This window comes from Mucilaginibacter pankratovii (genome assembly GCF_014773265.1).
In the GTDB taxonomy this organism is placed as follows: Bacteria; Bacteroidota; Bacteroidia; order Sphingobacteriales; family Sphingobacteriaceae; genus Mucilaginibacter; species Mucilaginibacter pankratovii.
Map to the genome: position 1 here is coordinate 690,787 of NZ_JACWMY010000001.1, position 13,865 is coordinate 704,651.

The window sequence follows — 13,865 nt, forward strand, 5'->3', positions numbered from 1 at the left end:
ATTTATCAGATTGATTATTTAAAAGTTGCGTTTATACCGAAAGAGAAGGTGCGTGGAACCGGATATGCATTTTCATCCACACCGATACCATTTATAGCATCCGCTCCTGTAAGAGCGATCTCGGGGTTAGCACCGCTATAACCTGTAATAATAAAGGCCTGCTGCACCGAGCCATAAACCCTTAGGTTTTTCAATAAAAGCGCATTCTTCAGTTTGAAACTATAACCCAGAGAGATGTTCTTGGCGGTTAAGTATGAGCCATCCTCCACCCATTGCGTGTTTACCGATCGGCCGATAGCTGTTGTACCTGTTTTCGTACGCGGATAAATGCCCGAGCCTGGGTTTGCTTCAGAACGCCAGTGATCTGCGGCGGCGGCAAGTGGCACCCTCGAACCATCAAGATTGGTTAAATATGCCCATTTAGAGGCTGCCAGTATTTTACCGCCAACCTGCCCTGCCATAGAAATATTCAGGTCGAAGTTTTTGTAGGCGAAAGTGTTGGTTAAGCCGAAAGTAAAGTTTGGTGTAGGGTCGCCAATGAAGGTACGGTCGTTAACGTCATCAATAATGCCATCGCCGTTCAAATCCTTCATTTTCAACGTACCGATGTCAGACGAACCATTGTCAGACAAGCCAGTGCTTTTATATTTAGCAGAGCTGGCCAAATCAGCAGCATCTTTGTATAAACCTAAGTTGATGAAACCATAAAACTCGCCCAGGTGGTGGCCTACCTGGTTGCGGTAGTAGTCGGACGTTACGGTGTTGTTACGGCGCAGGTAACCAGGATCAACCAGGTTTTTGATAAGGTTACGCTCGAAAGCGATGTTAAAGTTGGTGTTCCATTTAAAGGCACCGGTGGTGTTAATTGTGTTGATGGTGATCTCGTGGCCCCAGAATTCCAACTGGCCGATGTTGTATTGGATGTTTACGAAACCAGATCCGCGGGGAACCGGGCGCGCCTGGATCAAACCATCAGACATTTTGTGGTAGTAATCGTAATTAAGGGAGATGCGGTTTTTTAAAATGGCCAGCTCTAAACCAATATCAAACTGCCTGTTCTTTTCCCATGCCAGCTCGGTATTACCCAGCGAACCTATTGTTTGCCCCTGAATTAACACACCATTTAACAGGTAATTGTATTTAGAAAGGGTTGGGATAGCAGTATAGTTACCAAAGCTATTGTTACCGGTGATACCGTAGCTCGCCCTGATCTTCAACAGATCTATCTTACCAAAATTTTGCATAAATGGCTCGTCGCTAACGATCCAGCCGGCAGAAACCGATGGGAAATAACCATATTTCCGATCGGCACCAAACCGTGATGAACCGTCCTGGCGTATAGCGCCTTGCAAAAGATATTTCCCTTTATAGTTATAGTTTAAACGACCGATGGCGGATAGCAACGAGTATTGTGTAGTAGTGCTTGACCCGGCCGAAATGATTGATGCGGCGCTTAAATAAGGAATATCATCGCTTGGGAAACCCGTACCGGTTATGGAGTTACTTTTCGAATCGAATTTCTGCACGGAATAACCTGCCAGCGCTTCAATATGGTGATCAGTGGCGATTGTTTTCTCGTAGTTAAGATAACTTTCTGCGGTGTAAGAATAGTTATCAACTGATGAACTGACACCTGTAGAAGCAACAGGAGATACAGCAGACGTAGTTAAAGTTACCGAGGGAGAAAACTGGTTACGTGTTTCGGCACCTTTATCAATACCAACGTTGGTTTTTAAACTAAACCCTGGTAAAAATCCATAGTTAATATAACCATTTGCGAGGATGCGGGTGGTAATATAATCATCCTTTGTTTGTTCAAGCAGGGCAAGGGGATTTACATACGCGCTCATGCCCGTAGAGAATGCTCCTACCGTATAAGAACCGTCCGGATTGTAGGGGGATACAAGCGGGCTGGCTTCAAAAATACGTTCGTAAAAACCACCAACGCCATCGGAGTTTGTGCGGTTATTATGATCTAAACGGTAGCTCGGTGCAAGGTTAAAGCCTACTTTTACCTGGTTGCGGCTGCCCAGGCTCATATCGTGGTTGATTCGCAAAGAGATCAGTTTGGTGCCCGAATTGATGACCACACCATCCTGAGCCTCGTAACCTAACATTACTGCCGACGATGATTTTTCGCGGGCGGAGAGGATATTTAAGTTATAGTTTTGGGTAGGCGCATTCCTGGTAGTTAATTTAAACCAGTTGGTGCCTTCACCGTACTGACCCGGGTTTTGATAAATTTCCGGAACAACCGCAGTATAAGGCGGCTCGTAAAGCTTGGCATCAGTAAACTTATCATTCATAAACTGGGCAAATTGCTGCGCGTTCATCACCTTAGGCACACTTCCCTGCGGGATCTTCTGTACGCCGTAATTGGCGTTGAACTCTATTCGCGAGTCGCCCGCCCTGGCATGTTTTGTTGTTAACAATACCACGCCGTTTGCCGCACGCGACCCATACAGCGCCGTTGCCGATGCATCTTTTAGAATCGTTAACGATTCTATTTCATCGGGATTGATATTATTGATGCTGCCGGTAATAGGCAAACCGTCTATTACAAACAATGGCTGATAATCTGTAGCAAAGGAAGCCGCGCCGCGAATTCTGAAAGCGATGCCACGGCCGGGTTGCCCGCTTGTTTGGGCAATGTTTACACCTGCAACTTTACCTTGCAGCTGCTGGCCAAACTGCATTACAGGCATATCCTGTAACGGCGCCATTTTTACCTGCGATACTGCGCCGGTAACCTCACGGTTGCGTTGCTTACCATAGCTTACGTTTACCTCGCTTAGCATGCTGGTACCTGTAAAGCTTATATTTAACTGTTTGGGCTTGTCGGGGACGATGGTAATATCTTTAAATTCCAGCATTTTATAACCCACAAATGTTGCCTGGATGGTGTAGGTGCCTTCTGGGATAGTAAGGGAGTAATTACCGGTACCATCGGCAGTGGTACCGATTGTGGAACCAGCAACCCTGATGTTGGCACCCGGTAAAGTAGCGCCGGTTTCGTCGGTTACTTTACCGTACAATTTGCCGGGCTGAGGTTTTTTAGTGAGGATAACATTCCCCGCTGATTCCTTAAAAACAATATCCGAGCCTTGCAACAGGGTGTTTAACAGGTTCTCTAAAGATTCGTCGCTAAAGTTTGCCGATTTAACCGTTTGTTGTTTAAGGCCCAGGTAATCGGCATCATAGGCAAAGCCGAGGCCCGTGGTTTGCTCTATTTTTTTGATGGCATCGTACAGGTTGCCGCTATTGATCGTTATGCTAACGCGTTGATTTAAGCTTTGTGCTTTAACATTGGCTGCGCCTACCGACAGCAGGCCGATAGTTAATAAAATACTGAACGAGAGGATAGTAATTCGCATAAATTGCTTACACAAGTGTGTATAATAATTCATATGTTTGTTTTGCTTACGTGATTTTTGAATGAGTTATGGAGGCATTGCAAGACCGGATTGCCGTCCGATGTCTGCAAAAAATTAAAGGCGGTTCTGTTTCAGCAGGCCGCTTTTTGTTTAATAGAGAATTATATCAGTCCCCTCCTTCCTATAATGCGTATGATGCAGTTGGCTTATCAAGTCCAGGATCTGCTTCGATTGCATGTTATGCACCAACCGCATGCTAAACCGGTAATTGGCTATCTTTTTATTGGCCGGCTTTAAGGATAAACCGTAAATATTTTTCACTACAAGGGCAAGCTCGTTAAAGCTGGCCTGGTTTAGGTACGTGTAGCCTTTTTTCCAGCTTTGCGAAAAGTCGGTATTAACGTTGCTTTGCGCTATTTCACCGGTTAAAGTATTAAAGCTCAATTGCTGGCCGGGCAGCAGCATAGCCAATGTTTTTGATTTCCCGGTAATACCCACCTTGCCCGTAGCTACCGCAACGCTTATTGTTTGCAGTGCTTTATATGCCCGCACATTAAAGGATGTACCTAAAACCTGCACATTTACAGGTGCGGAATGAACAATAAAAGGATGTTCGGCATCGTGTTTTATATCAAAAAAGGCCTCGCCTTCTTCCAGCACAACTTCGCGGCGGGGGCCGGTAAAAGCTTCGGGGATCTTTATGCGGCTGGCGGCATTCAACCAAACTGTTGAGCCATCGGGCAGTTTAAGTTCTTTTAACCCCTTGGTGCCGGTTATCACTATTGTATAAGCTTCATTGTTAGCTTTACGGTGCGAAAACTTCCAGGTGGAAAGGCCGACAACAGAAAAAATGGCCAATGTGGCCGCAATGCGGAAAGCACGCGTCGATATAATACGGGGTTTTAGGGTATCAGCATCTATACGGCTCTTGATGGAATTGCGCAGGGCAATAGCCTCGCTGTTATCCAATGGTTTTTCCTCTGCATCGTAAGATCTATACCAGGCTTCAACCAGTGCGCTCTCGGTCTCATTTGATTGCCCTTTAAGATACCGTGATAAAATTTTCTTTAATTTATAAATGTCCATTAGCCATGTTTTCAGTAGTAAGTCGCTGAAAAGGGCCGCAGGTACTTTTAATTAAAGTGATGTTTATGTTAATTATTTGTGAAGCATGGCCAGGATGAGAGCCATATAGGTAAGGTGCTTTTCGGGATGTTTTTCGGCAATGGTAACACGCAGGCGGCGCGAAACTTCGCCAATATAGTTTTTAACGGTTTGATCGGCCAGGCCCAGTTCACCGGCAATGGCTTTTACCGAACGGTTCTCGCTTCGCAGCTGATAAACCTTTTTTAACATTTCGGGCATTAGTTCAACCGTCAATTGTAATGTTTTTTCGAGTTCCAGGTAATCGGTAAGCGATTCTATGGAATCCTCCAGCAGGTTTATCCTTTCGAGGGCATCGTCTAATTGTACAATGGTAACCTTAGCAGAACGGTAATGATTGATGACATTTAAACGAACCGCGCTTCTCAAATAATTTTCCAGCGGGCCCTTAATTTGAAGTTCAGAGCGGCGCTGCCATATTTTGATAAATATTTCCTGTACGATATCCTGGGCCATATCGCTGTCGTTGAGGCGGGCGCGGGCCGTTTGATATAGGGGTTGCCAGTACCGGTCGAACAAAATATCGAAAGCGTTGTGTTCGCCGCGCTGAAGGCGTGTTAGTAATTCCTCATCTGATAAGCTCTCCCTCGGCATGACGCAAAGCTACTAATCCGATGTTAAGGTAGTTTTAAGTTAATGCGAAAGTAACCAATTACTACGCCTTATCACGGCAATGGCTAAAACGATGCTTTTGTGTAATTATGCGAGAACAATTTAACCGGGATTATTGCCCGATGTGGCACAGGACCAAGGGGGATATTATTTCAACTCTGTAACCTATCTTGCCTTTCCAAATGTGGCTCTCAGCTTTATTTCAATCAAGGCACCAACAACAAAGGGCAGCCACAGTTATTCATTACCGGAGGCACGTTGCTGTCGTAAAAAGATGTTGCGATTGCGTTTTCCACATGGTTGCCCATCACTACCATCCAAATTTTGTTTTCGGCGACCAGTTCCAAAATAGTTTCCACAACCGGCCCCGTTCCCTTTTTGCATTTAATAGTAATTTCTTTTTGCTGCCCGGTGGTTAATTTAGCTATTAAATACTGCGTTAACTGGCTAAGCCTGCTGGCGCTCTTATCTGTTTGTGCCGCGATCTCGCTTTCGACAGATCGCCGCTCACCGGTGATCACCGAAGCTTCGATAGAGATAATAGAGTTATAGATCAATAAATTGGCATTGTTGTTTATTGCCAGCTCCAGTGCGATATCTGCCGCGCGTTGTGCCCGCTTAGTAAAATCGGTAAGCAGCAATATTGTTTTTTTAGTTGCCATAATTAGTGGGAGATGATTAATGCTTTGTTGTATTCATAGTTCATCCTTGCAATGTGCAGTACCGAGATCTCCTGGGGGCATTCTACTTCGCAAGCCTCAGTATTGGTACAGTGGCCAAAGCCTTCAGCATCCATTTGGTCTACCATCGCGATTACCCGCTCTGTGCGTTCGACCTTACCCTGTGGTAACAGTGCCAATTGGGTAATTTTTGCTGAAGTGAACAGATCTGCACTGGAGTTTTTGCAGGTAGCCACGCATGCACCGCAGCCGATACAAGCTGCGGCATCAAATGCTGCTTCGGCAATAGCATGAGATATCAATATACCGTTAGCTTCGGGTGTTTGGCCTGTTGATGCGGAAATGAATCCACCTGCCTGGATGATGTTGTCAAAAGCCTTCCGGTCTACTTTCAGGTCACGTACTATAGGGAACGCAGCAGCGCGGAACGGTTCGATGTATATGGTATCGCCATCCTTAAAACTGCGCATGTGCAATTGGCAGGTAGTGGTATGGGTAAGTGGCCCGTGGGCCCGACCGTTTATCATCATACCGCATTGCCCACAAATTCCCTCGCGGCAGTCATGGTCGAATTCTACCACGCGTTGGCTTTTTTGGATAAGCGATTCGTTCAACAGGTCCATCATCTCCAGGAACGACATATCCTGCGATACATCGTCCAACTCATAGTTTTTCATTGCCCCAGGCGTTGCGGGGCTATCCTGCCGCCATATCTTCAAGTATATTTTCATGATCGGAATTTATTTGTAGCTCCTTACGGTTAAGGATACGTTCTCAAAAACAAGTGGTTCTTTATGCAGTTCGTGTTCGGCATTTGCGCCTTTCCACTCCCAGGCAGATACGTAGCAGTAGTCCTTATCATTACGTAAGGCCTCACCATCCGGGGTTTGGTATTCTTCGCGAAAGTGGGCACCGCATGATTCTTCGCGGCTCAAGGCATCCTCACACATCAGAATGCCCAAATCGAGGTAATCTGCTACACGCCCTGCTTTCTCCAGTTCGCTGTTAACGGTATGGTCGCCGGTTATCTTTAATTCGGTATAGAATTGCGCCCGCAGTTCCCTGATTAATACTATTGCGTTCTCCAGGCTCGCTTTTGTACGCGACAGACCACAGCCATTGTAAAGCAGCTTACCCAATGTTTTATGGAAATGATCGGCAGATAGGTGCCCGTTGATATCTAAAAATTGCTGTAACTGTTGTTTTACCGCATGTTCGGCTTCCACAAAAGCCAAGTGATCTGTCGTTATCTTTTCAGCTTTTAACTCGCCTGCCAAATAATTGGGGACGCTATATGGCGCTATGAAGTAACCATCTACGGATGCCTGCAATAAAGAGTTTGCACCAAGCCTATTAGCGCCATGGTCGGCAAAGTTGGCTTCACCCAAGGCAAATAAACCCGGAATGGTGGTCATCAGTTCATAATCAACCCAAAGCCCGCCCATGGTAAAATGCGCGGCGGGTGAGATCAGCATCGGTTCTTCATAAGCGTTTACCGCGTTGATCTTATCATACATCTTAAACAGGTTGCTGTACTTCTCTTTTATCTTTTCCTTGCCTTGTTCTTTGATGGCTTTGGAGAAATCCAGGAAAACCGCATTCTTCATCACCCCAACCCCGCAGCCTGCATCTATGCGTTCTTTTGCTGCGCGGGATGAAATATCACGTGGTGCCAAATTGCCGAAGGTTGGATACCTGCGTTCTAAATAATAATCCCTTTCTTCTTCGGGGATATCATTCGGTTTGCGTTCGTCGTGTGCTTTTTTGGGCACCCAGATACGCCCGTCGTTACGCAGGGATTCGGACATCAGCGTTAATTTGGACTGATGCTCGCCTGATTGAGGCAAACAGGTTGGGTGAAACTGGATCCAACTTACCCCCGACATGTACGCACCCTTTTTATGCGCCCGCCAAATGGCAGAGGTATTACAGCCCATAGCAAGGGTAGACAAGTAATAAACCTTGCCATAGCCGCCGCTTGCCAGCACCACGGCGTTGGCGGCATGGCGTTCTATTTCGCCGGTTACCAAATCGCGGGTAATGATGCCTTTTGCTTTGCCATTTATCACTACCAGGTCCAGCATTTCGTGCCGGGTGTAGGTTTTTACTTTGTTTGCGCCAACCTGTCGCATTAAGGCCTGGTATGCACCTAAAAGTAATTGTTGCCCGGTTTGCCCGCGGGCGTAGAATGTGCGCGATACCTGCACACCACCAAAAGAGCGGTTGTTCAAATATCCACCGTATTCCCTCGCAAAGGGTACGCCCTGCGCTACTGCCTGATCAATGAGGCTGGCAGAACATTCTGCCAGCCGGTAAACGTTAGCCTCACGGGAACGAAAATCACCGCCTTTTATGGTATCCGAAAACATGCGGAACACGCTGTCGCCATCGTTCTTATAATTTTTGGCCGCATTTACCCCGCCTTGTGCTGCTACGCTATGCGCCCGCCGTGGCGAATCCTGGAAACAGAACGATTTAACATTGTAGCCCAGTTCGCCCAATGATGCCGCGCAGGATGCACCGGCCAGTCCGGTACCTACCACAATTACATCCAGCTTTTTGCGGTTGGCGGGGTTTACCAGTTTTACGTGCTCTTTATAGTTGTCCCATTTGTCGGCAAGCTTGCCTTCGGGTATTTTTGAATCTAACATGGTGATCAGTTATTAAAATAAACAACAATAGGTATCAGCATAAAGCCACCGGTAATAAAGGCGGTGTACAGCCAGCCGGTATAGCGTACGATTTTTACATACTTTGGATGGTAAAGGCCCAGCGTACGGGCCGCACTAAAAAAGCCGTGCAGCAGGTGAAAACCTAAAGCGATAAAGGAGATCTCGTAAATGAGCACATACCACCATTGATGAAAGGTTAGCACCACAACGCTATACATATCCTTGTATCCCTGCTTATCTAAAGCCATGGTGGTAAAATCGGCCACGTACCAAAAATCTTTTAAATGTATAACCAGGAAGATAAGGATAACCGTACCCAGCAACCCCATGTTGCGGCTGTTCCAGGGGCTCACCTCGTTTCGTTTATCGTAAACATATTTGGTGCCGTTGGCTTTTTTGGTTTTAGCAGCGAGCAAAAGCGCATAAACCGCGTGGGCGATTATCGAAATAAGCAGCACCCAGGAGATGATCTTGATGAGCATATTGCCGGCAAGCAGGTGCGAGTACCAGTTGAATTGTTCTTTGGCCTCGGCAGCGGGTAACAGCAACTGCAGGTTTCCCAGTAAATGTATCACCAGGAAAAAGCAGAGGAACAGCCCCGTACCCGCCATGGCGAGTTTATATTGAATGGTTGTTTGTTTCATGATTGTTTGTACCGGCTATATTGTAATTTGCCTGTTCGGGCTTGTTCGCGTTCGCTGGTGTGCGCGAACAGCCCGAACAAGCCCGAACATGATTGCTTTTGAGAACTTTTTCCGCGGCTACCATAAACCGATGAACTTCCACCACGCGCCACCTACTAAAAACCAAACCAGCAGGAACAGCACGCTCATGAAAAAGCCCTGTTTCCACCAGTCCTTCATATCTACATAAGTGCTGCCGAAAAATATGGGTGCAGGCCCGTGGCCGTAATGTGTTAAAGAGCCCATTAATGTTGGACAGGCGCCAAGGAAAATAGCCAGCATTGGCCCAGGCACGCCTACCGCAATACCAACCGCTAAGAATACAGAGTACATAGCCGCTACCTGTGCAGTCGCACTGGCGAACATATAATGGCAGTAAGAATAAACAAGGATAATTAAGGGGAAGGCTAATTGCCAGCTAAATTGTTTCATGCTGCCGCCTACCAGATTGCCAAACCAGCCGATCAACCCTAAAGAGTTGAGGTAAGAACCCATCATTACCAATGCAGAGAACCAAACAATGGTATCCCAGGCACCTTTTTCAGATTTTACGTCTTCCCAGGTAAGTACGCCGCAAAGCAGCAGGATGCAAAGCCCGATGAGTGCGCCCGTTGTGGCATCAATGGATATCAGGTTGCCGAAGATCCACAGTACCAGCAGGATGATAAACGTTGCAACCATCAGCCATTCCTGTAGCGATATCTTACCCATCTCTTTCAGCTTGGCAGCGGCCATCGCGGGCGCTTCCGGGGTTTTCTTTAGTTCGGGCGCGTAAAATTTATAAAGGAACAAAGGCACCAGCATAAAACAAACCAGACCGGGTATGGCGGCGGCCATTGCCCAACTCCCCCAGCTAATATCAACGCCCAAGTCGTGCGCAAACTTCTGCGCCATTGGGTTACTTGCTGTAGCCGTTAAAAACATCACCGAGGTGATCATGTTAGCGTTATAGCTGCTCAGCGTAAGAAACGCGCCTATCTTACGATGTGTTTCCGGTTTCTCCGGTTCGCTGCCCATATTCACGGCGATGGATTTCATAATGGGGAATATTACACCACCAGCTCTTGCCGTATTGCTTGGGATGGCCGGGGCCAGTATCAGGTCGGCAGTATTCAGCCCGTAAGCCAAACCCAATGTGCTTTTGCCAAACAGCTTGATAAAGTTATAAGCCAGCCGATTACCCAAGCCTGTTTTAATAAAGCCACGGGCTATAAAAAACGCCAGCCCGATAAGCCAGATGGTGGAGTTGCCGAAACCGCTCAGGGCATTTTTTATCGCATCGATAGGTTTACCCGGTGCCAATACTTGTGTAGCGGCACAAAGCGTAATACCCAGCATGGCCATAGTGCCCATTGGCGCGGCTTTTAATATGATACCGACAATAGTTGCCACAAAAATAGCCAGCAAATGCCAAGCATTGGGCTTAACGCCCTCTGGTACCTGTATAAACCAGATAATAAGGCCAACCACCAATGTGATCGCGAACGATTTTAAATTGATCTCTTTCATGATAATAAATTAAAAGCGTACCTGTAATTGGAGATAAGCCAGGTTGTGATTATAAGCAGTGGTGAGGGGGATGTTTTTTTGATAGATGTCGATAGATACACCTAACTGGAGGGCGGCGTAAAAATCATCAGCAAAAATGAGCGAGGCATTGGGGATAATGGTTTGCCTGGAGTTGTGGTTAAACCAATAGTTCTCGTTAAAATATTCGTACCTCGACGAGAATTCGATGGCCCTCACCCTGCGCATATTGGCATTGTAGCGTATAATTGGGAAGATATAAAAACCCTGCATACGTACCTGGCTTAAAGCGGGCTTTACAGTTAGGGCATTGTACAGCGCAAAATTTGTCCCGGTTTTGTATTCTCCGCCTAAACTAAGCTCCCATTTTTCGTTTAGTGCTAAGCCGCCTTTAATATCTATGCCTAAAGCGTTGCCATTGCCCGCACCTAAACTGCCCGCGCTGGCGTTGAAGCCAAAGGTTAAACCCTTAACAACGTCGGCCTCCAGGCGCCCATAAAAGTTTTTGGTGTTGTCGTTGTCATTGGCCTGATTACGGTTGTTGCCATTGTATGCCCCTGCGTAGTACCGCAACTGGCCACCCTTATTGATGTTACCAAATACAGCAACACCCGTTTGAAAGCTTTGCCAGCCGCTTGCGCCGAAGGCGTAGTATTGGTTGGAGTAATCCAGTGTGCGGATGATATCATTAGGCACTACATCTTCTATACCGAAGAAGGGCCTGAACTGCCCCGCCTGTACATTAAAGTGACTGCTCAACGTGTACTTCACAAAGGCATTCTCCAGCACTTTGTTGGATGGGTCGCTGCTAAACTCGGCGAAGTTCATCAGCAGGTTGGCCGAAAAGTGATCGTTCACTGTGCCTTTTACCAGAAAACGCACCCGTTTTAGTAAGAACGTGTTGGTGATTTTGCCCGTTGTGGCTGCCGGGTCGAAGTTCTTGCCGTTTACATCTACGTTTTTGGTAAGCGACCCCAGGAACCGGGTTTGTAAGAGGCCCGCGAAAGTTATGGAACGCTTATAGGTAGAAAAATTGGTAATAGTATCCGTACCGGATCTTGCTTTTGGGGCATTTTGCGCCATGGCGGTGCAGGGGCAAAGCAGCATAACCCCAAGGAGGTAACGCAGGTTGTTTTTCATAAGTAACGGCAAATATTTAGAAGTGAGGCAGATACAGGCTTTTTGGCCTGTGGTAAAGGTGATTAAAACAAATGGCATTAGTGGCACGGATACTATAATAAGCAGGCGTACACTAAATATACTTTCAGGACAAGGCACCAACCATATCGGCGGCTTTTACCCATTCGTCGAACTGGATGCTGGTCATTAATTTTAACCCAACAGCCGATTCGCGCAGCGATAAATTTTCTTTCATTGCCTTTTGGGCTATCCGGGCAGAATTTTCGTAACCAATATGCGGGTTTAAAGCAGTTACCAGCATCAGCGATGCTTCCAGATGCTTTTTGATGCCATCGTAATTAGGCTCTATACCCATAGCGCAATGCTCGTTGAAGGATGCACAAGCCTCGCCTATAAGGCGTGCAGATTGCAGGAAATTGGCAGCCATAACCGGTTTAAACACATTGAGCTGAAACTGGCCGTTAGATCCGGCAATGGTAATAGCTACATCGTTGCCCATCACCTGTGCTGCCACCATGGTTACCGCCTCGTTTTGCGTTGGGTTTATTTTACCCGGCATAATAGACGAGCCTGGCTCATTCTCCGGCAGATGCAATTCGCCAATACTGCAGCGCGGGCCAGATGCCAGCATGCGGATATTATTGGCGATCATCATTAAGGATACGGCTATCTGTTTTAATGCACCATGGCTCTCCACAATAGCATCGTGGGCGGATAAGGCCTCAAACTTATTGTCGGCGGTTCTGAACGGCAGGTTGGTGAATTGAGAGATATAATCCGCCACTTTTACATCGTAACCTTCGGGGGTATTCATCCCCGTACCTACAGCCGAGCCGCCAAGGGCGAGTTCGGAAAGGTGGTCGAGGGTATTTCCTAAGGCCCTTAGTCCGTGATCCAGTTGCGACACATAGCCGGAGATTTCCTGCCCAAGCGTTAAAGGTGTAGCATCCATCAGGTGGGTACGGCCAATTTTTACCACATCATTAAAAGCCACCGATTTTGCTTTCAGGGTATCGCGCAGCGCTTCAATACCGGGTATGGTTACATAGATCAGCATTTTGTAGGCAGCAATGTGCATGGCCGTTGGGAAGGTATCGTTTGATGACTGAGATTTATTTACATCATCATTGGGGTGGATAATGGTTTTGCTATCGCCCAGCGCGCCGCCATGTAACACGTGCGCCCGGTTGGCAATCACCTCATTCAGGTTCATGTTTGATTGCGTACCCGAACCTGTTTGCCAGATAACCAATGGAAACTCGTCCGGTAGTTTTCCCTGCAATATTTCATCGCATACTGTGGCGATCAGGTCGCGCTTCTCCGCAGGCAGCACCTCCAGGTCTGTATTGGCGTAAGCTGCCGCTTTTTTTAGGTATGCAAAGGCCTCAATGATCTCGGCGGGCATGGACGCCGTCGGACCAATCTTAAAGTTATTGCGCGAGCGTTCGGTTTGTGCGCCCCAATACTTTTCTGCAGGTACCTGTACAGCGCCCATCGAGTCGTGCTCAGTTCTAAAATGCGGTTCGGTATCGGGAATGTTTAAAGTTAATGTTGACATAGGATGCATAGTTTAATAGATGTGCCGTAAAGGTGACCTATTAACCATGGGCAGGTGTGATGGCCATCATCAAACAGGATGATGCTGGTCACAAAACCTAAATCGTTGCTTCAAATACCTATTGTCAATTAGTTAACATCAGCCCTGGGTAACAGTATATCTGCCAGCTGCTCTTTAAAGTTGCAAATATCTTCCCTGAAATTCAGGTGGCCCGCGCGGTAGGCAAAAGCGGTAAAACAGACTATAAATACCGGCACTTTTTTGGTGAGCGTTACATGCTGCTCTTTACCTGCGTGCTTACTTTGGTAATTTGGGTGTTGCTTCATAAAAAACGCCTTAAATGCATTATTTAAGGCGTTTTTGATTTTCGGGCATCTCCTAAATATTCAATAAATCACATTCTTATCTTTCATTAATTACAGATCAGCATACCGTAAATAAAAAACGTTCCACAT

The 13,865-nt window shown here is 46.8% G+C and carries 11 protein-coding genes; all 11 read right to left on the reverse strand.

Features of this window, described 5'->3' with window-relative positions; genetic code table 11:
* Window positions 1-14: 14 nt before the first annotated feature.
* On the reverse strand, window positions 15-3,407 hold the full coding sequence (locus tag IDJ77_RS02675) for a SusC/RagA family TonB-linked outer membrane protein (RefSeq protein ID WP_224750935.1): 3,393 nt from the start codon (window positions 3,405-3,407) through the stop codon (window positions 15-17).
* 117 nt (window positions 3,408-3,524) lie between these two features.
* Window positions 3,525-4,460, reverse strand: coding sequence for a FecR family protein (locus IDJ77_RS02680; RefSeq protein WP_191187370.1), 936 nt, complete (start codon window positions 4,458-4,460; stop codon window positions 3,525-3,527).
* Window positions 4,461-4,532: 72 nt separating this feature from the next.
* On the reverse strand, window positions 4,533-5,132 hold the full coding sequence (locus tag IDJ77_RS02685) for an RNA polymerase sigma factor (RefSeq protein ID WP_191187371.1): 600 nt from the start codon (window positions 5,130-5,132) through the stop codon (window positions 4,533-4,535).
* A gap of 224 nt (window positions 5,133-5,356) precedes the next feature.
* Complete coding sequence (locus IDJ77_RS02690; protein WP_191187372.1) at window positions 5,357-5,812, reverse strand: universal stress protein; 456 nt, start codon at window positions 5,810-5,812, stop codon at window positions 5,357-5,359.
* 2 nt (window positions 5,813-5,814) lie between these two features.
* A complete protein-coding gene (locus IDJ77_RS02695) occupies window positions 5,815-6,561 on the reverse strand; it encodes a succinate dehydrogenase/fumarate reductase iron-sulfur subunit (protein WP_191187373.1) in 747 nt (248 codons plus the stop codon).
* A 9-nt stretch (window positions 6,562-6,570) separates the two neighbouring features.
* Window positions 6,571-8,481, reverse strand: coding sequence for a fumarate reductase/succinate dehydrogenase flavoprotein subunit (locus IDJ77_RS02700; RefSeq protein WP_191187374.1), 1,911 nt, complete (start codon window positions 8,479-8,481; stop codon window positions 6,571-6,573).
* A 5-nt stretch (window positions 8,482-8,486) separates the two neighbouring features.
* On the reverse strand, window positions 8,487-9,146 hold the full coding sequence (locus IDJ77_RS02705; RefSeq protein WP_191187375.1) for a succinate dehydrogenase cytochrome b subunit: 660 nt from the start codon (window positions 9,144-9,146) through the stop codon (window positions 8,487-8,489).
* Window positions 9,147-9,263: 117 nt separating this feature from the next.
* Window positions 9,264-10,694 carry an anion permease gene (locus tag IDJ77_RS02710; protein ID WP_191187376.1) on the reverse strand — a complete coding sequence of 477 codons (1,431 nt, stop codon included), beginning with the start codon at window positions 10,692-10,694 and terminating at the stop codon, window positions 9,264-9,266.
* A gap of 9 nt (window positions 10,695-10,703) precedes the next feature.
* Complete coding sequence (locus tag IDJ77_RS02715; protein ID WP_191187377.1) at window positions 10,704-11,852, reverse strand: porin; 1,149 nt, start codon at window positions 11,850-11,852, stop codon at window positions 10,704-10,706.
* A 124-nt stretch (window positions 11,853-11,976) separates the two neighbouring features.
* Window positions 11,977-13,410 (reverse strand): class II fumarate hydratase, encoded by a 1,434-nt coding sequence (gene fumC / locus IDJ77_RS02720; RefSeq protein ID WP_191187378.1) that lies wholly within the window; start codon window positions 13,408-13,410, stop codon window positions 11,977-11,979.
* Window positions 13,411-13,538: 128 nt separating this feature from the next.
* Window positions 13,539-13,736 (reverse strand): hypothetical protein, encoded by a 198-nt coding sequence (locus IDJ77_RS02725; RefSeq protein WP_191187379.1) that lies wholly within the window; start codon window positions 13,734-13,736, stop codon window positions 13,539-13,541.
* Window positions 13,737-13,865 lie beyond the last annotated feature (129 nt).